23 protein-coding genes are annotated in these 20,444 nt (G+C 55.8%); 8 read left to right on the forward strand and 15 right to left on the reverse strand.

The features are described from left to right. The first annotated feature begins 210 nt into the window (after positions 1-210). Positions 211-645: a DUF6678 family protein gene (locus BFW87_RS01175; protein WP_078738163.1), complete on the forward strand. Its 435-nt coding sequence runs from the start codon at positions 211-213 to the stop codon at positions 643-645. Here the strand turns inward: BFW87_RS01175 and BFW87_RS01180 are convergent. From BFW87_RS01180 to BFW87_RS01190, 3 genes are all read right to left on the reverse strand, one after another. Continuing rightward, positions 621-1,574: an alpha/beta hydrolase fold domain-containing protein gene (locus BFW87_RS01180; protein ID WP_078738164.1), complete on the reverse strand. Its 954-nt coding sequence runs from the start codon at positions 1,572-1,574 to the stop codon at positions 621-623. The genes BFW87_RS01175 and BFW87_RS01180 overlap by 25 nt on opposite strands. Next, complete coding sequence (gene tspO / locus BFW87_RS01185; RefSeq protein ID WP_078738165.1) at positions 1,574-2,014, reverse strand: tryptophan-rich sensory protein TspO; 441 nt, start codon at positions 2,012-2,014, stop codon at positions 1,574-1,576. Before tspO ends, BFW87_RS01180 begins: the two co-directional genes overlap by 1 nt. 485 nt (positions 2,015-2,499) lie before the next feature. After that, entirely contained in the window at positions 2,500-3,069 is a 570-nt protein-coding gene (locus BFW87_RS01190) for a nucleotidyltransferase family protein (RefSeq protein WP_078738166.1), read from the reverse strand. Between the two features lie 442 nt (positions 3,070-3,511). Between BFW87_RS01190 and BFW87_RS01195 the strand changes: the two genes are divergently transcribed. After that, positions 3,512-3,751, forward strand: coding sequence for a DUF6124 family protein (locus BFW87_RS01195; protein WP_078738167.1), 240 nt, complete (start codon positions 3,512-3,514; stop codon positions 3,749-3,751). A 41-nt stretch (positions 3,752-3,792) separates the two neighbouring features. Here BFW87_RS01195 and BFW87_RS01200 read toward each other — a convergent pair whose 3' ends face one another. The 4 genes from BFW87_RS01200 to BFW87_RS32150 form a co-directional block, all read right to left on the reverse strand. After that, positions 3,793-4,092 carry a hypothetical protein gene (locus BFW87_RS01200; RefSeq protein ID WP_078738168.1) on the reverse strand — a complete coding sequence of 100 codons (300 nt, stop codon included), beginning with the start codon at positions 4,090-4,092 and terminating at the stop codon, positions 3,793-3,795. 77 nt (positions 4,093-4,169) lie between these two features. Beyond that, positions 4,170-4,403: a hypothetical protein gene (locus BFW87_RS01205; RefSeq protein WP_078738169.1), complete on the reverse strand. Its 234-nt coding sequence runs from the start codon at positions 4,401-4,403 to the stop codon at positions 4,170-4,172. A 621-nt stretch (positions 4,404-5,024) separates the two neighbouring features. Beyond that, positions 5,025-5,273, reverse strand: a complete 249-nt coding sequence (locus tag BFW87_RS32145; protein ID WP_217699404.1) for a hypothetical protein — start codon at positions 5,271-5,273, stop codon at positions 5,025-5,027. 82 nt (positions 5,274-5,355) lie between these two features. Continuing rightward, the gene (locus BFW87_RS32150) at positions 5,356-5,874 is read right to left on the reverse strand and encodes a hypothetical protein (protein WP_217699405.1); all 519 of its coding nucleotides are present in this window, start codon (positions 5,872-5,874) and stop codon (positions 5,356-5,358) included. A gap of 151 nt (positions 5,875-6,025) precedes the next feature. Between BFW87_RS32150 and BFW87_RS01215 the strand changes: the two genes are divergently transcribed. Beyond that, on the forward strand, positions 6,026-6,670 hold the full coding sequence (locus tag BFW87_RS01215) for a hypothetical protein (protein WP_078738170.1): 645 nt from the start codon (positions 6,026-6,028) through the stop codon (positions 6,668-6,670). A gap of 264 nt (positions 6,671-6,934) precedes the next feature. Further along, positions 6,935-7,780: a hypothetical protein gene (locus BFW87_RS01220; RefSeq protein WP_139372375.1), complete on the forward strand. Its 846-nt coding sequence runs from the start codon at positions 6,935-6,937 to the stop codon at positions 7,778-7,780. A gap of 215 nt (positions 7,781-7,995) precedes the next feature. Here BFW87_RS01220 and BFW87_RS01225 read toward each other — a convergent pair whose 3' ends face one another. After that, a complete protein-coding gene (locus tag BFW87_RS01225) occupies positions 7,996-9,429 on the reverse strand; it encodes an SEFIR domain-containing protein (RefSeq protein WP_078738172.1) in 1,434 nt (477 codons plus the stop codon). A 597-nt stretch (positions 9,430-10,026) separates the two neighbouring features. Between BFW87_RS01225 and BFW87_RS01230 the strand changes: the two genes are divergently transcribed. After that, on the forward strand, positions 10,027-11,286 hold the full coding sequence (locus BFW87_RS01230; RefSeq protein ID WP_078738173.1) for a serine hydrolase domain-containing protein: 1,260 nt from the start codon (positions 10,027-10,029) through the stop codon (positions 11,284-11,286). 271 nt (positions 11,287-11,557) lie between these two features. Here BFW87_RS01230 and BFW87_RS01235 read toward each other — a convergent pair whose 3' ends face one another. Further along, positions 11,558-12,175 (reverse strand): TetR/AcrR family transcriptional regulator, encoded by a 618-nt coding sequence (locus BFW87_RS01235; RefSeq protein WP_078738174.1) that lies wholly within the window; start codon positions 12,173-12,175, stop codon positions 11,558-11,560. Positions 12,176-12,310: 135 nt separating this feature from the next. Here BFW87_RS01235 and BFW87_RS01240 point away from each other — a divergent pair, with 135 nt between their 5' ends. From BFW87_RS01240 to BFW87_RS01250, 3 genes are all read left to right on the forward strand, one after another. Further along, positions 12,311-12,751 carry a hotdog fold domain-containing protein gene (locus BFW87_RS01240; RefSeq protein ID WP_078738175.1) on the forward strand — a complete coding sequence of 147 codons (441 nt, stop codon included), beginning with the start codon at positions 12,311-12,313 and terminating at the stop codon, positions 12,749-12,751. A gap of 78 nt (positions 12,752-12,829) precedes the next feature. Next, complete coding sequence (locus BFW87_RS01245; protein ID WP_078738176.1) at positions 12,830-13,456, forward strand: LysE family translocator; 627 nt, start codon at positions 12,830-12,832, stop codon at positions 13,454-13,456. A 32-nt stretch (positions 13,457-13,488) separates the two neighbouring features. After that, on the forward strand, positions 13,489-13,845 hold the full coding sequence (locus BFW87_RS01250; protein ID WP_078738177.1) for a hypothetical protein: 357 nt from the start codon (positions 13,489-13,491) through the stop codon (positions 13,843-13,845). A gap of 331 nt (positions 13,846-14,176) precedes the next feature. Here BFW87_RS01250 and BFW87_RS01255 read toward each other — a convergent pair whose 3' ends face one another. The 6 genes from BFW87_RS01255 to BFW87_RS01285 form a co-directional block, all read right to left on the reverse strand. Continuing rightward, complete coding sequence (locus BFW87_RS01255; RefSeq protein WP_254865843.1) at positions 14,177-14,671, reverse strand: GNAT family N-acetyltransferase; 495 nt, start codon at positions 14,669-14,671, stop codon at positions 14,177-14,179. Between the two features lie 115 nt (positions 14,672-14,786). Further along, on the reverse strand, positions 14,787-15,413 hold the full coding sequence (locus BFW87_RS01260; RefSeq protein WP_078738178.1) for a glutathione S-transferase family protein: 627 nt from the start codon (positions 15,411-15,413) through the stop codon (positions 14,787-14,789). Between the two features lie 127 nt (positions 15,414-15,540). Continuing rightward, on the reverse strand, positions 15,541-17,598 hold the full coding sequence (locus BFW87_RS01265; protein ID WP_078738179.1) for a methyl-accepting chemotaxis protein: 2,058 nt from the start codon (positions 17,596-17,598) through the stop codon (positions 15,541-15,543). 255 nt (positions 17,599-17,853) lie between these two features. After that, a complete protein-coding gene (locus BFW87_RS01270; protein ID WP_078738180.1) occupies positions 17,854-18,153 on the reverse strand; it encodes a DUF3144 domain-containing protein in 300 nt (99 codons plus the stop codon). A 376-nt stretch (positions 18,154-18,529) separates the two neighbouring features. Beyond that, a complete protein-coding gene (locus BFW87_RS01280) occupies positions 18,530-19,756 on the reverse strand; it encodes a DUF1444 family protein (RefSeq protein ID WP_078738182.1) in 1,227 nt (408 codons plus the stop codon). Positions 19,757-19,857: 101 nt separating this feature from the next. Further along, a partial coding sequence (locus tag BFW87_RS01285; RefSeq protein ID WP_078738191.1) for a tRNA (adenine(22)-N(1))-methyltransferase occupies positions 19,858-20,444 on the reverse strand: 587 nt, incomplete at its 5' end.

The raw sequence follows: 20,444 nt of genomic DNA on the forward strand, positions 1-20,444 counted from the left end.
AACCTCGGCATCGGTGACTATCCGGTTCTTGCGGTGAAACTTAAACGCATGACGCCGCTGGAACAACAGGTGCGGAGCACGTCACTCTCATCGAGCCTTCCTACGAAAAAACAGGAAGATCGCAGATTACGCTCAGATAATCTGGCTTGATTTCATGGCTAACGTAGCGGGGAATACCGCTCAAACATAGAAGACTGGAAAGGTTGGAAGATGAGTGAGTTACCACGCGCCGATGCCCGGCAGAACGATACAAACCGAAAAAAAATCAAGGCAGTAGTATCGAAACAAAATCTGGCAAGCGCCGCGAACAACACCAAGTGGAATGAACTGATCGATTACTTCCGCCAGCGTTCGGGTTGGCATCCATCTTATCGATCCAAATCCATCACCGGCCACATTTCAGACTGGGACGTTGAATGGTTTTACCACCTGCCGTTTCCATTTGCGTATGTAGAATGGTTCGATATCGGGTTATGGCAAGCGGCCCCCTCAAAGGGGGCGCTGCTGCCACAAACATTCATTGACCACACGGAAGAGATATCCGGGGTCGTCGCACAGATTGGATTTGAGTTTGAGGTCCGCGCTGATGTATTGAGAATCTGGGGCTACCTCCCAAAATCCTACGAGGACTTCCCTCCCGCATAGAAAGCATTGATCTGCTGCGTGATCCACGCTCGGCTATACCGCAACACCCCCGCGCCCATCGCCACCGGAAAATGAATAAACCCATGAGCAGCCTCCGGCAGTAAATGCGCCTGCGCCGACGGCCACCGCTCAGCCACCAGCAGCGTGTCATCCTTCAACGGATCCAACTCCCCAACAAACATCAGCGCCGGTGGCAACCCCGTAAAGTCGCCGTACAACGGTGACAACGGCGCCTGCCGACGCGCTTCATCACTCAAACCCGGCGTGAGCATGCGCAGCGCTTCAACCATCCCCGGCCCGTCCAGCAGCAAGGTCTCCGGCCCCGCCGCGCGCACGCTCGGCGTGCCGGTCAAATCGTAAACGCCGTAATACAACACCGCCGCGCTCACCCGCGCGAGCAATTCGGGCCATTGCTTCAGCGCCAGCAACGTCGCCGCTGCCAGATGCCCGCCCGCCGATTCACCCACGATAATCACCGGTAAATCCGCAAACTCGGGCTCACTCAGCAGCCAACGCGCAGCCGCCAAACAGTCTTCCATCAACCCCTCGACCGGCGTATCAACCGCCAGTCGGTAATCTACCGACACCACAACCACGTCGCAGGCCCGCACCATGCCCAGGTTCAGGTCATCATCCATTTGCGCATTGCCAATCACCCAGCCGCCGCCGTGGATATCCAGCACAACGCCCTTGGGTTTGCCCTCCGGCCGAAGAATGCGCACGTGCACTTGCACGCCGCCCACGCTGATCAGCCGGGTTTGTGCTGGATGTTGCTTCCTGACTTTTTGACTCACGCGCAGCAACGCTTGAATCAAACGCGGCGTGACGCGGTTGCGGATTTTAAAACGCGGCATCCAGGCGAGCTTCTTATTGAATGCGCGCATCTGCGCCAGCTCGGGCTCGCTGGCAGGCCAGGGTTTATGGGCCATCAGCGGTTATTGCGCAAAATCGAGAAATTCAACGCCGCCGCCACACTCAGCCACACCAGGTACGGAAACAGGATCAAGCCGGTGATCAAATCCAGGCGCACGGCGAGCACCACCATGGTCGCCACGGTCGCCCAGAGCAGTGTGATCACCACCATCCCTGCAAGGATGCGATGTGCGCCGAAGAACACCGGCGTCCACAGCGTGTTCAGCGCAATCTGCGCCGCCCACAGCGCCAGCACGACCTGGCTGCCCGGTATCAGGCTCAACCGGTAACCGGCCCAGGCGAGCAGCAGGTAGATGATCGTCCACGCCACCGGGAACAACCAGTTGGGCGGCGTAAAACCCGGTTTTACCAGAGCCTCGTACCACGCACCCGGCTTGAAGAGAATGCCGGTACTCGCGGCGGCGGCGCAGGCTAGCAGGAAGATAAAGAAGGTCATCGTCTGTCCTCGACTGATCATTTCAAACTTGGACGCCCAACACGCAGGTAAAAGTTCACTGCGATCCGCTGTGGGCGCTGTCGAGCTTCAGAGAGGCTGCGAAATTGGTGGGTCAGGCGACTTCTGATTGGCAGGGCCGCCGTCTTCGCAGGCAAGCCAGCTCCCACATTGGATCTTCGTCGCTTGGTAGAGGGTGTTCGGCTTGGCGATAACGTTTTTCCGGGCATCGCCGAACTCCTGTGGGAGCTGTCGAGCTTCAGCGAGGCTGCGAAAGCGGTGGGTCAGGCGACTTCTTGATTGGCAGTGCCGCCGTCTTCGCAGGCAAGCCAGCTCCCACAGTGGATCTTCGTCGCTTGGTAGAGGGTGTTCGGCTTGGCGATAACGTTTTTCCGGGCATCGCCGAACTCCTGTGGGAGCTGTCGAGCTTCAGCGAGGCTGCGAAGGGATCACCGCGCGTCCACTGCCAAACCACAACGCCTGCATCGCTAAACCTCCTCAGGCGTCAGAATCCTGAGCCACGGCCAGCGCGCTTGATAACTGCTGGCCTTGGCAGCAAACAATTCCCGCTCAGGGTGCAGTGGATTAATCCGCAAAATACCCTGCGCCACGTCCTCCAACCCATAGGGCGCATACACCTCGCCCGTTTCAATCTCCAACCCGATACACGTCCCGGCAACCAGGTAGCGATCAACCCCCTGTTTAGCCGAGTGCAACTGCGGATAAGGCCGACCAAACCGCTGGCCGTACCAAAGATGAACCCGCGCCTGATTCTTCACTTCAACGTTCACGCCCAAGTCCTCAAACAGCACTTCGGCCGCGCGAATGACCTTGTCCTCAGCCTCGTAGGAAAGGTCCGTATCAAAGTAAAAAACGTCGTAGTCCTTCACGCCCTGATCGGCAGGCAAATTCGCCTGATGATTCCACACCGCCTGAAACAGACAGCCCGCCGTGAGCATGCACTGCTCCACGCCGAGGGCCGGCAGGCGCGCAGTGATTTCGGCGTTGATAGGGTTGGCCATGGCCAGTTCGAGCAGGGTGTTGACGGTCAATGTCATGGTGGGTCCTTGGTGATCGGGGCAGATCCAGGGGCCAACTTTATAACAAGGCGAGGGAGGGTTTTGTGAAGGCCAGGAAGTTTTCTTACAGGGGGAGGACATTGCCTGTAGGAACTTGCCGGGAAGTGCGCAACAAAGCGTCGTTACCTTGCTCCTTTGCCTACGCGTACGTCAGAATCCGCCGGCTTGTGCGCGGGGGTGGCCGTCTCTAAGGTTGCCCGGTCGCTGAATTGTTCAGTGATCGGGTTTAGTAGCCTGAGTCGGGTATCTATAAGTGCATGAGTTTCATCAATCAGACATTGCGTCTGTGCTTGATGGTGGCTGTGCGTAGGGCGTCCTCGGGCGCGCCGGCTTAGGTATCCACCGGTCTACTAACCTGCGCACAGCTGCCACCCATTCCGTTTAGTAGCGGCGAGGTGGCGGCCCACTCCAGGATATCTGTATGAATAACGTCACCCCAGATCCAGGCACCCTCTTCTGCGTCATCCGGGACGCCAGCACCGAAACCCTGATCACCAACAGCTACGAAACCTTCACCTCGGTCAGCACCCTGCTGCTCGACCTGTCCGAAGACCTGAGCGGCAAACACCGCGACATCGCGCTCGCCATTCACCAACTGAGCGAACTGGGCGTGCTCCTCACGGCCAAACTCCTCGACCGCGAAGCACCCTGCCCTGGCTAAGGATGCTTGCGTGACAGGCAGCGCCAGAAACGGCGCTGCCGTCAGTCAACACCGGGGAAGGAATCAACGTACTTGATGGTGAAGTCGGGAAAGGATTCGACAATCTGGATCTTGTAGTCCGGGAAGCTTTCGACCGTTTTCCATTTGCCGGCCGAGTCGGGAAAGCTGCTGACCTGCTTTACCTTGAGGTCGGGAAAGCTGTCCACCACCTTGACCTTATAGTCCGGGAAACTGGTGACGAACTTGATGTTGCCGTAGATCTTCGAGACGTCAACCGTCGTATCCGCCAGCGCGCCGAAGGAACACGTCAGCAGCAGTGACGCGAGAGCAGCCTTGAACATGAAAACCTCATCCTGAGAAATAAAAAGGCGCCCAGTCTAACCAGCCGCGCGCGCACTGTCCTGCTCCTGCGTGATAATCAGCCCTTCAACTCACCTGCCCGATTACTCGCCGCGTCATCGTAAGCCACATACAGCGACTCGGCGATTTGGCTTTTGATGGCCTTGGAGGCTTCCAGACCCAAAACGAACCCTTCCGCCTTGCCGCCAGCGCGGTTGAGTTCTTCGTGGGTGGAAGCGCCGGTGATGGCGTCGAGGAGTTTTGTGGCGTGAGGGCCTACGCCTTTAGGGAGGGAGATTTGGTCGATGGACATGGGCGGTACCTTGAACAAGGGAGGGCGGTGGTGCGTAGAACCATTGCCGGGGATGGCATGGTAGACCTGTTTGGGTGGAAAGGGGCTGGTTTTGGCCTATCAAAGCCTGTAACGAAACGCAGCAATCGACCCAAAGCGGGCATTTGACAGAAAGTACGCCCTGACTAACTTTTCACTGTGGCTCCAATTCAGACCATAAACAACTGCGCCCAATGCCGGCCATTAACGTTCCATAATCTTCAAAATTACCAGCATTCACCTCTGCCTGGCTCATCCACGTTGCTTCACATTTTTCGCACACTCACATCGAAATATTTGTAAATCGATCCCCCATTGCTCGAGCATAGCCTTGACCGCACCTTCGACACTCAAACAGCATGTAAATAACCTCGGACATGACTTCGGTGTAGTCTAATCATATCGGCAGCTTTTGGCCGATTGCTGGGGCTCACGAGTGACCGCTATCGGCCAATAGCAGTCATTCAACACTTATCAGTCAAGGGCGATTAAGCAACGCTGATACTTAAATGGAGAGCAAACGCTCTAAGTGACTTATACCTTACGACAACACTCCGTAAGATGGCGAAAAATATAATTATAAGATCATCTTTCACATAAGCGTTAAATCAGCTGCCACGCCAGCACCCAAGAAATTGGATAACTAATAATAGAAAGATGGCTGGCCAGGGCAATCATTTGATCCCCACCTAAACCTATTGCTGGGAAGCTGGAAAAATCAACATTCAGTGCAGATAGGCTGACAAGTAATGACTCATCCGACAGCTCAAGTTTTTCTGCTCCAGCTGGGAAAATGCCTTTTCCCTTCTTGGTTAAAAGAAATGCCAAGGGGAAAAATGAAAGAATGCTCATACAGCATTGATTACCGTCATTTCGCATGGTGAAAAGTTTAATGCTTTGGTGGTACCTATAAGGGAAGAACTAGTAGTAGATGTCATGGGTCGCATGCCAGAGCATAGTCATCACCGAGCACAAACTGTTGCATGGTCGTGAAGTACGGTGTTTCTTGTGGTGGATTTCTACACTCAGTCACAGAGGTGGCAGCGAGTATATGGCCGATCATTGCACGACAGTATCTCACGGCGTTAACAGGTGTGTGGACACGGGAAACTGGGCTATTGGCAGCAGTGAAGAAATGATTGATTTTTCGCGTCAGTGACCTGCACACATCGGCGATTTCACCATCGTTCGCTCCCAAAGCCGTCATATTGCATTCGCGACAGATAGTCCTGAACTTGCTTCCATTCATCGACGGAATACCCTGTACGGGATCACGGTCTAAACCGAAGATTTCAGTTAAATGAAACTGCTCCACTTTTGTAACAGTGATGCTTCCCCGTGGGGGAACGTGATCTTTTGAGAGAACCCCGTGTTTTCCACATATCACGCAATAGCCGCTGACGATCTTGGTGTGCTGGCCGCGTTCAGACAGCATCTTCGAATATCTGCCCATCCAAGTGCTCCTGCTCCTCGTGTGTGCGGTTTACAGCATGCAGCCGCACCCGCGATATCTCTACCCTCTGACCCTTGGGTTGGCGTGATGGCAATCTGCCAAAAAAACGGGTAATGTCCCCACCTGCACACATAGGAAATGGAAATCCCACATGAAGTCAAGAAATCTGTACACCATTCACGACCTGATAGTCAGGGACTATACCGTCACGGCACTCCCAAGCGGAAAATTCCTTCATCAGTTCAAACCTTCGACTACTGAGACCCTTTATCAATTTGAGACAAACAGTAGCGCAATAGAGTTAGTAGATGGTGATCGTTATAACATTGGATACATCCAAGATGCTGATGGTAGACGAATTATAGAGCCCTCCTCCTTGGGCAAAGCAGATACAGTCAATAAATACCTCAGCTACTCAGCTGCCAAACAGTTCTCTCTCGATAAGCTCGCTGAGAATCAGGGCAAGAATGACGAACGTGTAAAACATAAGGCCTCAGATGGTTACTACTGGGGGCGAAAATATGCCTGGCGCCGGTATGGCCTGGTGATTGCAAAAGATGCTTTCTTTAATTATTTAGAAGAAATCGCTCATCCATTCGTGGCATGCAAGACCATAAGTGATGATATCGGAATTTATTCTAATCAGGATTCAATTGCTTATAAGAATGAAGGTCTTGAGGAAGCGATGGATCAACTCATAGAGTCGGCAGTCAGAGTTGGGCGCTTTTTCAAATCTCCCCGCTATACAAAGAAATTCCAGATTCGGCCTATTAATGCCATAACCGATAAAAAATAAAGTTCGCAATATTTTCAATAGCTTATGCAGGGTCGGGGCGGGCTGTCGCCAGTCTAAAACACAATTCGGCGCCACGCCCTCACCGATGAAATGCTCCCAAAATACCGGCGCAGACGAGCACAATATAGTATCGGGTCGTAAACTATCAATCGTGATGACTGCTTACATTCCTCATCCTCACCGGACAAGTAAAAAACCTGCGAAAAATTTAGAATCGTAGCAATTAGAAAGTTTGGGGATTTCACAGGCAAAAAGGGCAACTATATGAGTAATACTATTTATATGATCGACAGAAATATTATCGGAAAGATTAAGGATAACTTTAGAGATGTGAAGCCGGAAAGAATTGCACGGATCAAATCTCTAGACCGAAAGGGAGTAACTATAAGTTTGCTTTTTGCGATGATTGAAGGAAATAAAGGGTCTCCACAAACAACATCTGAGGCATTCGACGGTATAAAAAAAGAAATCGAATATCTTCCCGATTTTTTCAAAAATGCTAAAATCGATACTGACTTCTTTCAGCATGAAACGCTTCTTAGCGCATCAGCAGCTTCTGACCAGCAACCTCGCGACTTTAAGAGGTACGCGCCGTTAGTTCAATTCATGCAGGAGAACCTCTATCAAAAGTTAAAAAAGAGAGAGAGAGCTCCGATTTTGGAAAAAATTGGAGAAGTTGCCGATCGGTCTCAAGTTGAGAGAGGCAACATAATAACTCTTTGCGGAATTGCAAGTCTTTATGGTAATTCCAATGCGGCTGACGTTTTAAAACCTAAACCGCCTTCAAGTGACCAGGTCACTACAGAAAAAAGGGCATATAATGCTATTGCGGACCTAATGACAATTTCAAGAATGGCAGGCTTGAAGCGTTGGCTTAACATAGCAAATCCTAACGCCAGAATATTCTTTAAAACTTTGGACTCAGGGCTTGAAGAGTTCGCTAAAGAGATAGCTATTCTCAATCATAAGAGCACAGCATTCCCTGGGCATACGGTTCAAGAAACCACAATTGGCGTCAACAAATCACTATTTCCAGATCTAAACTTGACAGAGTTTGAGGAATTGAAAGCTTGGATAGGCAAAGGGCCGACGCCTCTAATCGTACCGTAAGCAGATATTTTCTTATTTTCAACTCAGATTTGTGAGGTGGAAAGGCTTTTTTTAACAGCGTTCTGATAGTAGAGACGAGCGCGCCGCTTCTGAACGGCCGCTTTTGGCGGATTTAAGCCCTTCACGAGAGGCAGAAATCGGCCAAAAGCGGACTTTCATTCCTACTTAACTGCCTGCACACTCATTTGCGTGCTAAAGCTCACGACAAGCGTTATCTATGGGCGAGTGCCGAGCAGATCGTAGCCCACCAGTACCTCAGGATTGAACGTATCGTACTGCCAACGAGGCAACTGCGATTGGGGGCCCTTAAAGTTCAGCAGCAATACACCGAGCTCTCGCTTATCCGCAACTCCTAATAGAGTTTTGACAGACTCAAAATATTTCTGCGACATCGATCGTGCGAATATTTCGAATGGACCATACGACCTGTTTGCGTATAGCAATGTATTAGGGAACCAACGCTCACCATCTTGGGCCCCCCTCAAAAAAAGCACCAGGTCAGCCTGCATAAGCTGATTGAAATCGAGGCCCGATGACTGTGAACGGTCCTTCAGCAGGTCTGCTGCAAGTGATAGCCGGCCGAGACCTAAACGTTGGCTACGATAATCTAGGGTCCGGGAGTACTTGTAAAACGCCTGATATCCAACCGCCCCTGTTTGCCCACTCCTACTTCTTTCATGGATATAGTAAGGCGTAGAGAGCAACATTTGTAACGATTCAAATCTTTCGTACTTCAAAAAAACCGCAACGACATATAAAAATATTTCATTAATTAAAAATTTAAAATTATCGAAGTCACTTTCTCTGTATTGGGTAATGTGTGCAGGCCTATCAACATATGGCAACAACGACTCCAAGAATCGATGAATTTTTTGATCCACATTGGGTAGCGAATTGTATTGTGCAATCGCAACAACCAAGGAAACTATTTCATTACGATAAGGAATAAAGGCTTCAATATTTTCAACAAGCTGCTCATCAAACTCTTTTTCGTTTTCTTCCTGAATCCTAATTTTTTCAAATCCTTCTGAGACCGCGCGAAAGTATTCGTCAACAGCGCCGGCGGCAAACGGTTTGCCTTGCTTTACTGCGTCCAGTGCTCGCCGATAAGTGGCACCTGCTCCTAAGTTTATAGCGGTTGATTCTGACAAAAACGCTGGAAGCGCGCCGATTTCTGGCTTGACATGTAGCGGCTTATCAAAGATCCATCTAAGCAGCATTTCAAAGTTTTTTGCGTACTCTTCAGCTTCGCTTAAGTCTATATATTTGCGCTTTCCATAGAACGTTGGCAAACAAGCTCTACCGTCCTCTTTTTCAGCGACTACGGCTACAAACTTATCTTGCTTAGCCTTCTCATAAACTTTTGCTGATATGATTTGCGTCTCCGTACCCACTCCGCCTGCACGTCCATCGGCTTTCTGAGCGTACATTTTGTCCGAAACCATAATGACTTTTGTGACAGTCTCGTCAGTGACCATTGATTCCATAAATTGGATCGAATCGTGCCCGTCCTTAAGATCCCATTTATCGAGTATCACATCAACGCCCGACTCCCTGAGTTCAGTTGCTAATGCCATCACCCACACTTCATGATCCGGTGTAGACCAACTGTATGAAATGAATAGCTTTGGTGATTGCGCGTCACTCATGAATTACTCCTTCTTGTAGTGGTGAGTTTTCGAGCTTTAAGTTATACCAATCTCCCGAAATTATCAGATAGCCACTATGGATTGGTAGAAAATACGCGTTATTTTTTATACCGATCCAATGGTTCGTCAGAAAAGGGCATCAAGAGGGGTAGATATCGACGACCGGCCCGAGGCCATCGGATATTTTCCACAAGGCCAAACGACTATCCCAGCGCTGTGAATCGTCAATTCTGCGTGTGACCAATTAGGCCTTCACGGAATGACAAGCTTGTCAGAACGGCCTGTCTGCTGTTCACGACAAATTTCAAATTAATATTAGGACAAAGATGGGGTGGTTTAAGGTGAACGTGTTCAGACACGTAGTTGTCCACTGCGAAAGTTCGCAATAGAACTTATAGCTATTGAGATTGAGTGTCCGCTTCTGGCCGAAAGCAGCACTTCACCAAACTCCCCACCAAAGTCCCAATCCCACGCAAAACCCGTCCCAATCCCGCGCGCCAAAAAAATCCCCCCGCCGCATCCTGACTCCCGACACGTCAGCCCCACCGACGTGCACACGCCGTTTAAAACCGATCAAAATTAATCAAAGAGGTTTTTATGCCCGTGCACCCTCGCCCTTCATCGCGCTTCAAGCGCCACCCTCTTCACGTATTGATGTACGCCTCAACCCTCGCGCTGTCGTTGTCCGCATGCGCCACCCACCCCGACACCAGCAAACCCTACCCACACGCCCAGGAGCCGATTGGCGACGTACAAACCATCTTTGACGGCAGGCTCAGCGAAGAACTGGCGGTCACCACTTTCCGCAACACCGACCGCTTGTTCCCGGTGCGCACAATCAAGGCGGGTGGCCACCCTTTCCCGCTACCGCGCAGCAGCCAGCCCTTGGCGCCGGTGGCCTTTGACTTCAAAGGCAAGCACTACACGCTCGACGACTACGTGACGACCAATCACGTCACCGGGCTGTTGGTGCTCAAGGACGGCAAGATCGTCGATGAGCGTTATGAGAAGGGCAACACGCCCGAGACGCGGTGGATGTCGATGTCGGTGGCCAAGTCGGTAACGTCGACCCTGGTGGGTGCGGCGCTGCAAGATGGGTCCATCAAGAGCCTGGAAGACAAGGTGACCCGCTATTTGCCCTCGCTGGCCGGCAGCGCGTATGACCAGGTCACCGTGCGGCAGATCCTGGCCATGCGTTCCGGGGTCAAGTGGAACGAGAAATACACCGACCCCACCTCGGACGAACGCCAGTTGATCAAGTTGCGCAGCGAGCAGGTGTCCGGCTCCATGCTCAAGTTCATGGCCAGCCTGTCCACCGCCGCGCCGCCGGGCACGCGCACCAACTACAGCACCGGTGAGACGCAGGTATTGGGGCAGTTGGTCAGCTCGGCGGTGGGCAAGCCGTTGACGCAATACCTTAGCGAGAAAATCTGGGGCCCGTATGGCATGCAAACCGACGCCAAGTGGTGGCTCGACGGCGCGAATGGCAACGAAGTGGGCGGCAGCGGAATCAGTGCGACGCTTGAGGATTACGGGCGTTTCGGGCAGTTCGTGTTGAGTGGCGGCAAGGCCGGTGGGCACCAAGTATTGCCTGAAGGCTGGTTGAGTTTTGCCAGCGCGACCACTGGCAGAACCGAGGATGACGGTGAATTTGCCTCCATGTGGTGGCCTGGCTGGACAGCGGCTTCCAAGGCCGATAAAGCCTTTACCGCCGCCGGTACTTTTGGTCAGTACATTTACATCAACCCGACCAAACAGGTGGTGATTGTGGCCTGGCAGGCGCAGACCAAACCTACAGGGGGTGAGGTTATCGACGACATGGTCGCGTTTGACGCGATTGCCAAGGTGCTTCCGTAAGCGGTTTGTTGCAGTGAAAAAGGGACGGATCCAACTGGGTTGGATTCGTCCCTTTTTTGTGGGGAGTGTCTCTCTCCATGGGGTGTCAGGAAATAGCCTGACGCAGACCGATCCAAAGGCTCGCGCTTGCGCAGCGAGCTATCAAATTGAAATCTACCTTTGAGAAAGTTCCAGACGGGTGAGGGCCAGGCCGCAATTCTGTTGGCATCGTTCCAGGGGCGAGGCCGAGCATCTCCATAGCGTTTAACTTCGGTGCTTGAGGGGCCCGCTCTCACTCCAGGCAGATCGACCGCCACGCCGCCTCGGCCAGCACCTGCCCATACTCACGCGGGCTTTTCTTCACCCGTGCCGACAGCCAGGCACGTGAGTAGCTTTCCGCCGAGCCGATGATCAACGACGGCAGCAGTTCGGCCGGAATGTGGCTGAAATGCGCCTTGCGGCCCTCCATGCTCATCCAGTCGGCCAACTGTTGGTTACGCAGTTTGTTGCGTGCCAGCAGTTCGTCCTTGAACGGCCCGTTTGCCACGGCGAAGCGGCTCTGGAACACGAAACGTGCCCAGTCGGGCTGCTCGGTCACCCATTCCACATAGCTGTGCACCAGCGCCACGATGCCGTCGTGAGCGCTGTCAGCCTTTTGCAGATAACTGTCGCGCAGCGCGCTCTGGTCCTCAAGGGCGGCAAAGAACAGCGCGGCGACGATGCCTTCCTTGTTGCCGAAGTGATGGTAGATCGCGCCCACGCTGGTCTCGCACAACGCGCGGATGGTCTCGATATTGGTGGCTTCGATGCCCACCTCGTTAAAGCAGGCCAGCGCCTGGCGCAGGATGCTGCGCTTGAGTTCGCTGCGCCGGCCCGGGAAGGTGCGCTCGATCAGATCAGGTGCGTGCATGAAAGGGCTCGCCAAATGTGCGGAGTCTAAAGGTACATCGGCTGGCAGAGAAGGCATGGCTTGACACCGCTCAAATTAAAAGAATATTGTTCCGTTACGGAATATTATTCTGTTAATTCATTTTTAGGAGATTTCATGAGCCAGTTCCTGAGTATGTTCAACAGCGTCGGTCCTGCTGCGTTCAGCCAGATGGCGTGCCAAATAGCGCCCTACTTCAGCACCATCGCGCCGGAAATTGCCGAGCTGCGCCCCGGGCATGCGGTGGTCAACGTGCCGTTTCGCAAGGAGATCACTAACCACCTGGCCTCCGTGCACGCCATTGCCTTGTGCAACGCCGCCGAGCTGGCGGGCGGGACGATGACGGACGTGTCGATCCCGGCGGGGGCCAAATGGATTCCCAAGGGCATGACCGTTGAGTACCTGGCCAAGGCCAAGTCGAATATCCGCGCGGTCGCCGATGGCAGCGGCATTGATTGGGAAACCGCCGGCGACAAGTTTGTGCCGGTGGCGATTTTTGATGAGGCCGGGGTCAAGGTGTTTACCGCGAGCATCACCATGAATGTGAAGCTCGGCTAAACCCTGTGCGCGGGTGTGTTGCATTTGGGCGGGTGCTGGGGATTACTGTGGCCAAGCCCTGCCTTGAGATCGCCCGCCATGTTTGAATCCGCTGCCCTCCTCACTTACATCGCTGTGGTGATCGGTTTATTCCTGATCCCCGGCCCTTCTGTGTTGCTGGTGCTTACCCGCACCGTTCAGGGCGGCCGCAAGGTGGGCGTGGCGACCGGGCTGGGCGTGGCGTGCGGTGACCTTGTTCATACCTTATGCGCCGCACTGGGGTTGTCGGCGATTCTGATGACCTCGGCGACGGCGTTCAACGCGGTGAAGTGGGCCGGTGCGGCTTACCTGATTTACCTGGGCATCCGTGCATTTATTGCGCGCTCCGACGCACACACGCGGCTGGCGTTGCCCGCTGTCACGCCGCGTCAGGCGTTTTTCCAGGCGGTGGGTGCAGAGGTGCTGAACCCGAAAACGGCGATTTTTTTCCTCGCCTTTTTGCCGCAGTTCGTTCATCCCGAATCAGGCTCGTCGCTGGTTCAGTTTGCGGTGCTGGGCTTGATCTTTTCCGGGCTGAGCGCGGTGTACACCAGCCTGCTTGCCCTCGCCATCCGCCCGTTGAGCCGGGGGTTCAAAGGGCTTTCGACGCTGCGCCGGTGGGAAGGCAAAATCATCGGTACGCTGTTTATGGGGCTGGGGCTTAAAATTGCTTTTCAGCAGCGATAACTTGCTGACTTTCACGCCTCCTGGAGCTGTTGATGCCGTCTACTAAACGCGACCACGCGCGCCTCGAACGCCGCTTGGTCAGCACCCTCACCGAAGCCTGCGAAACCGCCAAAGCCGAAATTCCGGGCTTTGACTGGCTGACTCACACGGTCGATTACGCCCGTTTCCCCCAAAGCCTGCGTGTGACTTGGGTGTTCGATACACGCGCCAGCAAGGACCACGCCCTGGCAAGCGGCGCCGGCGAGCGCATGCGCGCGTTGACCGCAGCAGCGCTGCATGACGCCGAGGTTGCCCCCGTGACAATGGACCGCTGTATTCGCTTCGACTCCGAAGAGGAATGCAATGCCAGGCATGGCGGCGATTGGCGAGTGCGTTTGGCGATGATTTAAAGCGTTCACTGAAACACTGCAGCTCCCACCTTTAATCTGTGGTGTGCCTGTTTCGAGTGCGCAGACCTGTGATGACCGCGTCTGGCGAATCCGTAAAGCGTTCACTGAAACACCGCAGACCCACTGTGGGAGCGGGCTTGCTCGCGAATGCGGTGTGTCAGTCGCCAGATGCATCAGCTGACACTCCCTCTTCGCGAGCAAGCCCGCTCCCACAGTTGATCGGCGCTGTGCCTGTCAGGAGCAGGCTAACCTGGGATCACCGTACGAGCGTGGGCTTGCCCGCAAAAACACCGCCGCCCCCTTGTGGGAGCTGGCTTGCCTGCTCCCACCTTTAATCTGCGGCGTGTCTGTAACTAGTTACCCATTCAAATCTCAGGTAGCCATTGGCGTCCACCGCTGTCTGCGTGAACCCGGCTTTTTCATAGAGCCGTTTGGCGGGGTTGTCTTCACGCACGCTCAACGTCAGATGCGCGAACCCTGCTTGCCGGGCGTCGTCGGTGTAGGCCTTTAACAAGGCCGCGCCTATACCTTTGCAGCGGTACGGCGCGCTAACTCCAATGGTGCACAGCAGCGCGCGGCCATCCTCCGGCATCCACAGGCAATACCCCGCAAACTGCTCATCGACGGTGGCGAGTACAATGCGGTCAAAATGCTCTACCCAACTGGCCAGGTGCCGTTCGGTTTGGCGCAGCCAGCCGTCTTCGTGGCTAGGCTCCCAGCGCTGGATGTAGTCGCGCTCGCCCCGGTAAATCATGGGCAGGTCGGTGATGACAGCTTTGCGCAGGCGGTGAGTTATCGACGATTGTCCAGCATACGGGGTGGCCACAGGTTGCGTCCTGAAGGGGAATGGCAGGGAGAGCATAAACTCGCGAAAGGCCATTGTCGTTCGCACGTGCAGAGGAGACAGACGTCACCGCGTGTCTCCTTTCACTTGGCTCGGGTTATTTCGCGAACGCGTATTCGCCACCCTGCTCCACCGCCTTGCGGTATGCCGGGCGCGCCTGGAAGCGCTGCACCCACGCCACCAGATTCGGGTAAGCCTGCAACTTGCCTTGAGCCCCGGCCACTTCGCCGATGAAGCTCAACTGAATATCGGCGCCGCTCAACTCGTCGCCCAGCAGATAGGGGGTATCCGCCAGCACGTCATTCAAATAGCCGAGGTAGTTGGCCACTTCCGACTGGATACGCGGTTGCAATGGCGCACCGGCGTCGCCCAGGCGGCCGACGTAGAGGTTGAGCATCAGCGGCAACATGGCCGAGCCTTCGGCGAAGTGCAGCCATTGCACGTAGGTGTCGTAGGCGGCGGTGGCCGGGTCAGGTTGCAGGCGGCCCTCGCCGTGGCGGCGGATCAGGTAGTCGATGATCGCGGCGGATTCAATCAGCACGAGGGAGCCGTCTTCGATGACCGGGGATTTGCCCAGGGGGTTGATGGCCTTGAGCTCTGGCGGAGCGAGGTTGGTTTTCGGGTCGCGCTGGTAGCGTTTGATTTCGTAAGGCAGGCCGAGCTCTTCGAGCAACCACAGAATGCGTTGCGAGCGGGAGTTGTTGAGGTGGTGGACGGTGATCATGGTGGCGGCTCCGTTGCATGAGCGTTGAGGGTATATCAGCAGACTGCGCGGGGGCGGAGGAGTGCCAAGAATATGGAAATCCGTGGTGAACCGGCTTTTTGTGGCGAGCGGGCTTGAGCGCGGGCACTTAGGAGAGTCGGAAACGGGCGGTGTTGTCGCTCAGGGCGCGGCTGCCTTTGCTCAAGGTGTCGGCGGCCTGGTTGACCGCGCGGGCGCCGTCGAGCAGGCGGCCGGCGGCCTGGTCCACTTGCTGGATATTGCCGCTGACTTCATCGGCGGTCGCGGCTTGTTCTTCCACGGCTGCCGCAATCTGCGCCAGGGTGTCGGTGACGTGTTGCACCGCGCCGGCGATCTCCCCCAAACGGGTGCCCAGACCGGTGACGGATTCAGCGTCGGTCAATGCCTGGTCGCACGCGGCGCCCATCAGGGTCACGGCCTGGCTGACGGTTGAACGAAGGCTGTCTACCGTGCCGGCGATTTGCGCCGTCGAGGCTTGGGTACGCTGAGACAGGCTGCGCACTTCATCCGCCACCACGGCAAAACCACGGCCCTGCTCGCCCGCACGGGCAGCTTCGATGGCGGCGTTGAGTGCCAGCAGGTTGGTCTGTTCGGCGATGCCGCGAATGGTGTCGACCACCGACTGAATCTGCTGGCCTTGCTGACTGACTTGTTCCAACGCATTGGCGGTGTCGGTCAGGCGCTGGTTGAGCTGCTGGATGCTGGCGGTGGTGCGCTGGCTGTCACGGCTGCTGTCTTGCGCGATGCGCCGGGTGTTCTGGGCGCTGTCCGAGGCCTGCTCACAGCTCTTGGCGACGCCCATCGACGTGGCGGCCAATTGGGTCGCAGCAGCAGCAATCTGGCTGATTTGCTGTTGCTGATCTTCAACCTCGGTCAGGGTACTGCCTGACTGCGCGTTAAGGGTGAGCACCGCCGAGCCGAGCTGCTGGGTTTCGTGATTCACCCCCAACAGGCTGGTGCGCAATTGCACCACCGCAACGTTGAGTGCGGTGCTGATGGCCGCCAGCTCGTCGCGGCCTTCCACCGCCACCTCGACGCACAGGTTGCCGTCACGCAGGGACTCGGCAAGGGTGGTGATGCCACTGGCGCTGCGACGTATAGAAGCTTGCAGGCAGATGAACAGGTACAGCGCCGCCAGCGCCAACAGGCTGAACGTCGCCACCACCGGGATGAACTGCTTGAGCGAGCGGTCGCGGTAGTAGCCCAGGCGCTCATCCAGCGACTGCAGCGACTGGCTGCGCAATGCGCCCAAGGCGCCGAGAACGCTGTCGATACTGCGGTCAAAACCTGCAGTGTCGAGCTTGATGGTCCCGCCGAACACGCCTTCATCCAGCGACTTAAGCTCGTTGTCGAGCAATTGCAGACTGTTGTCGTACTGCGCCGTCCACGGCTCAAGCCCCGGGTACTGCTTGGCTTTGAGCGAAGCCGCGGCCTTGACCAACTGGTCTCGGGCGTCACCGATGCGCCCGCGCAGGTCACGCATCTGCAGACGGCTTTGCAGGGTGAATTGCCCCGAGGCAATGGACGATTCACCGACACTTGCGGTGCGGCCGATGCGTTCGATCAGGTCCGGCGTGTGTTGGGTGGAAATCTGCATCAGCAGGTAGGTTTCCAGCCAGGGATCAAGGATCAGGCCGGTATCCAGAGTGATCTGTTCGCGCAAGGTTTGCATCGCGGTCAGGGCAGCAGTGAAACGGTCATAACCGTCCGGCCACCAGCCCACCGTGCGCAAGGACTGGCTGTCCATGCCCTTGACCGCCGCCTGCAACGCCTCAAAACGCGCCAGCGTATCGGCACTGGCATGGTGGGTTTTGAGGGCGTCGCCCAAGGCTTGCAGGCTTTGCGCAATCGCGGGGCTGCCGGCATCGACCTTGTCCATCGCCGCCTGCGCCGCCGGCGTTGGCGTGTGCAAGATGTCCAGGGCCTTCCAGCGCGCCGCAGAATTGCGTTGCGCGGTCAGTTGGCCGTCCAGCGCGTCGAGTGCCAGCAGTTGGCGCACGCCGGACTGTTCACTGGAAATCACCGCGAGTTTGTCGCGATAATCCTGGCCGATCATCCACAGGCTCCCGGCCAGGGGCAGCATGAACAGAAAAAACAGGATCTGGAACTTGCGCGCGAAACCGAAACGGCCGAGCAGGCGGATACCGGGTGATAAAAAACTGTGCATGGCCGACTACTCCCTAAAACAACCCACTCGGTGCACGGGTGGGTGAAGCCTTGAAATGACTAACGGCAAAATGCCATGTCATTGATTAGCTTGGCTCTAGCAAGATACGGGCCGTCGGAGGCGCGCCGGGAAATAGGCGTCGTCGCGTTTAAAAGAGGCATCGCGTGCGCGAAAATGGGGCGAAAGCACTCAGTCAAGAGCACCAGTACTGTAACCCCCGGGAGCGCTGGCGGGCTTCGCCCTCCCCTGAAACAGTCAGCCTTCTGTTTTGACCAACATGTACTGACTGAAATTATTGATGTGATCGTCCAGATTATCCTCCAGCATCATCCGGTACTGATCACAGAAATACTTCAACATCGCCTCCCGCGCCTCGGCCATCTCGGCGCCCGACTTGAAGTTGCGTGCGCTGGCCCAGGCGTTGAAACGCGTGGTACCGAACATCATTGAGGCGCTGACCTCGCCGAGGTTTTCACAGGTTTTCAGCTGCTCGTTCGACAGCTCGATATGGGCGTCTGCGCGGTCGTAGAAGGCTTGGTCGGTGGCGTCGGCCATGGTGGGGTTCCCGGGTAAACAAATGATGGCGGCCATTGGAGCATATCCGGCCGCCGGTTTGCAGATGCCTCGACGGCCACCTCAATGTAAGCACCCATCGCCAATGCCCGGCGCTTAGGGAGAAACACTCTCAACGAATTCCCAGCATTTGAAATAAACGTGCTTAAGCTGCGCGTCGATTTCATACGCAACATCAAATCCTTCCCACAACCTGCATCGGAACCAATGCAGGCCCACCAGCGAATCGACGGGTTCCCACTCAGGAATGAAAAATCTGTAATGTTCGGGTGAACCCAACGCTACCACCAGCGTTCTTTCGGCCTCGATTGCTTCTTGCCTGCTCGACATGATTGCTGCGCCCTATTAGCACACGGTACTAAACCAGCGGCGTCAACTGACTCAACTGCTCATCCGTCGGGAACCCCAGTGTCCTGTAGCGTGGCGGATAAATGTCCATCGGCTTCAACAGATCACCCGCCAGGGCTTCAAGGTCGGCCCATTCAACAATCCGGGTTTGGACGGTGCCATCGGGCTGTGGCGTGACCAGCGCTACGCGCTCTGTTTTTGGCAGCAAGGTATCCACGGTTTGCGTCCAACTGCTCAGCGAAAACTGCTTGCCGTCGCCACCCTTGAACGCGAGCACTTTGTAAGATGCCACAAACACGTCGATATTCTGCTCTTCATGAATCGTGTCGAGCTGCTCCTTTTGCGCGCTGTAATTACCGTCGAGCAACATGTGTTCAAGACTTGCCATACGCGCCAGCAGTGCCTCGTCGTGAGTGACAAATGGCACAATCCGCTGGCCCTCGTACGTATAGACCTGGCTGGAGACGACACGCCCGGCTTCCATGGCCTTGAAGCTGACTTCGACCATATGCCGAATGCCGTCTTCATCTTTGTCGCCAGTGACCATCAGCACGTCGCGGGTCGGGATCATGAACACCGGGCGCCCCTTGATGGGCGCGCGCTGGAGCACATCCGGCAGCAGCACGCGGCTGGTGTCATAGCTGTCTTTCCAGCAGCCAATGTAGAGCCCGGGCACAATTTCCTCGAACGCGTCCGGGGTGGTTTCACGCAGGTTGCTGACCGCCACCGCCAGCGCCTCGTCGAGGCTCACGCCCCAGTTTTCCTTCGGGCCATCCGTCAGCGTCGCGGTGGTCTCGGGGTAATCCACCGCCAGCAAGGTCACGCAGTCTTTGCCCAGGGCTTGGTGGACAGCAGCGTGAGCCTTGTCCCAGCCTTCGGTACGCACCTGATGCAGGCGCACTTCCTCCAGCATCGCCAGGTTGCGAATGACCGGCCGCAACAGCAGCCTGACCTCTTCGAAGCTTTGCGGCGCATCCTTTTTGTAATTGAGCAGCGTCGAAGCATAACCGTTCAACACATCAGGTTTTTGCGACTTTTCGGCGCTCTGGTAGTCACGGAATGCGTTATGCAGGTTGAAGTAGCCGCCACCGTCGCCATGGTTGAGGCGAAACTCTTTCGGCGCGTACTCAAGGGGGCCGCTGAAGCCCGCTTCGCGAGCAGCTTTAATGACTTTCTGGGCGAAAGCCTCTTCGGTCAGGGGGCGATTGAAGAGTTTGTCGATCAGGGTGCCGAACATGCGCAGGTTCCTCCATGAGTGCGAGCCGTCCATCATGGGCGGTGCAAGGGCCAGGGTAAAGTAACGACCCGCGTTGTGTGATCGAGTTCACTGCGGCCCGGTCAGGCCAGTAACTGCGTGATCCACCGCGCCTCTCTGGCAATTTCCTCTACCTTGTCTTCCGGCACCGACTGCTTCGCCTGCTTCAGGCTGGCTAAGGTCTTGTGCTTCTGGCGCAGCATGCGCTGCCACTTGGCCAGAAACTGCGGGCTGCGCGCCTGCAGTTGCAGGGGGCCGAAGTACAGTTCTTCATCGGTGTAGGTCACCGGTTCGGCACGCTCGGCGACGATGATTTCGTAATAGAAACGGTTCTCCTGCAGCAATTCTTCACTGAGGATGCGATAGCCGTTGTCCATCAGCCATTGGCGCAGCGGTTGTTCGCCGCCGTTGGGTTGCAGGATCAGGCGTTCGTGGCCGCCAAGGTGCGCCTTGCCTGCGTCGAGAATGTCGCGGATGGTCTCGCCGCCCATCCCACAGATGCTGATTGCAGTGATGCCATCGCGAGGATCGATCACCGCCAGGCCATCTGCCAGACGCACGGTGATGTTTTTTTCCAGGCCGTTATCGCGCACGGTGCGCTGGGCCGCGTGAAACGGCGTAGCCGCCACCTCCCCCGCCACCGCCGCCGTCATCAGACCGCGACGCCGCA

Origin of the sequence: Pseudomonas fluorescens, from assembly GCF_002022275.1 — a bacterium.
Classification (GTDB): Bacteria; Pseudomonadota; Gammaproteobacteria; order Pseudomonadales; family Pseudomonadaceae; genus Aquipseudomonas; species Aquipseudomonas fluorescens_AJ.

What these genes read in the sequence shown, in the direction of transcription:
- BFW87_RS01195 (WP_078738167.1), top strand. Translation starts at nt 3,512, where the DNA reads ATGAATAACGTCACCCCAGATCCAGGCACCCTCTTCTGCGTCATCCGG.
- BFW87_RS01265 (WP_078738179.1), bottom strand. Translation starts at nt 17,598, where the DNA reads ATGCACAGTTTTTTATCACCCGGTATCCGCCTGCTCGGCCGTTTCGGT.
- BFW87_RS01175 (WP_078738163.1), top strand. Translation starts at nt 211, where the DNA reads ATGAGTGAGTTACCACGCGCCGATGCCCGGCAGAACGATACAAACCGA.
- BFW87_RS32145 (WP_217699404.1), bottom strand. Translation starts at nt 5,273, where the DNA reads ATGAGCATTCTTTCATTTTTCCCCTTGGCATTTCTTTTAACCAAGAAG.
- BFW87_RS01180 (WP_078738164.1), bottom strand. Translation starts at nt 1,574, where the DNA reads ATGGCCCATAAACCCTGGCCTGCCAGCGAGCCCGAGCTGGCGCAGATG.
- BFW87_RS01260 (WP_078738178.1), bottom strand. Translation starts at nt 15,413, where the DNA reads ATGATCACCGTCCACCACCTCAACAACTCCCGCTCGCAACGCATTCTG.
- BFW87_RS01190 (WP_078738166.1), bottom strand. Translation starts at nt 3,069, where the DNA reads ATGACATTGACCGTCAACACCCTGCTCGAACTGGCCATGGCCAACCCT.
- BFW87_RS01235 (WP_078738174.1), bottom strand. Translation starts at nt 12,175, where the DNA reads ATGCACGCACCTGATCTGATCGAGCGCACCTTCCCGGGCCGGCGCAGC.
- BFW87_RS01220 (WP_139372375.1), top strand. Translation starts at nt 6,935, where the DNA reads ATGAGTAATACTATTTATATGATCGACAGAAATATTATCGGAAAGATT.
- BFW87_RS01205 (WP_078738169.1), bottom strand. Translation starts at nt 4,403, where the DNA reads ATGTCCATCGACCAAATCTCCCTCCCTAAAGGCGTAGGCCCTCACGCC.
- tspO (WP_078738165.1), bottom strand. Translation starts at nt 2,014, where the DNA reads ATGACCTTCTTTATCTTCCTGCTAGCCTGCGCCGCCGCCGCGAGTACC.
- BFW87_RS01270 (WP_078738180.1), bottom strand. Translation starts at nt 18,153, where the DNA reads ATGGCCGACGCCACCGACCAAGCCTTCTACGACCGCGCAGACGCCCAT.
- BFW87_RS01215 (WP_078738170.1), top strand. Translation starts at nt 6,026, where the DNA reads ATGAAGTCAAGAAATCTGTACACCATTCACGACCTGATAGTCAGGGAC.
- BFW87_RS01240 (WP_078738175.1), top strand. Translation starts at nt 12,311, where the DNA reads ATGAGCCAGTTCCTGAGTATGTTCAACAGCGTCGGTCCTGCTGCGTTC.
- BFW87_RS01250 (WP_078738177.1), top strand. Translation starts at nt 13,489, where the DNA reads ATGCCGTCTACTAAACGCGACCACGCGCGCCTCGAACGCCGCTTGGTC.
- BFW87_RS01245 (WP_078738176.1), top strand. Translation starts at nt 12,830, where the DNA reads ATGTTTGAATCCGCTGCCCTCCTCACTTACATCGCTGTGGTGATCGGT.
- BFW87_RS01230 (WP_078738173.1), top strand. Translation starts at nt 10,027, where the DNA reads ATGCCCGTGCACCCTCGCCCTTCATCGCGCTTCAAGCGCCACCCTCTT.
- BFW87_RS01225 (WP_078738172.1), bottom strand. Translation starts at nt 9,429, where the DNA reads ATGAGTGACGCGCAATCACCAAAGCTATTCATTTCATACAGTTGGTCT.
- BFW87_RS01280 (WP_078738182.1), bottom strand. Translation starts at nt 19,756, where the DNA reads ATGTTCGGCACCCTGATCGACAAACTCTTCAATCGCCCCCTGACCGAA.
- BFW87_RS32150 (WP_217699405.1), bottom strand. Translation starts at nt 5,874, where the DNA reads ATGGGCAGATATTCGAAGATGCTGTCTGAACGCGGCCAGCACACCAAG.
- BFW87_RS01200 (WP_078738168.1), bottom strand. Translation starts at nt 4,092, where the DNA reads ATGTTCAAGGCTGCTCTCGCGTCACTGCTGCTGACGTGTTCCTTCGGC.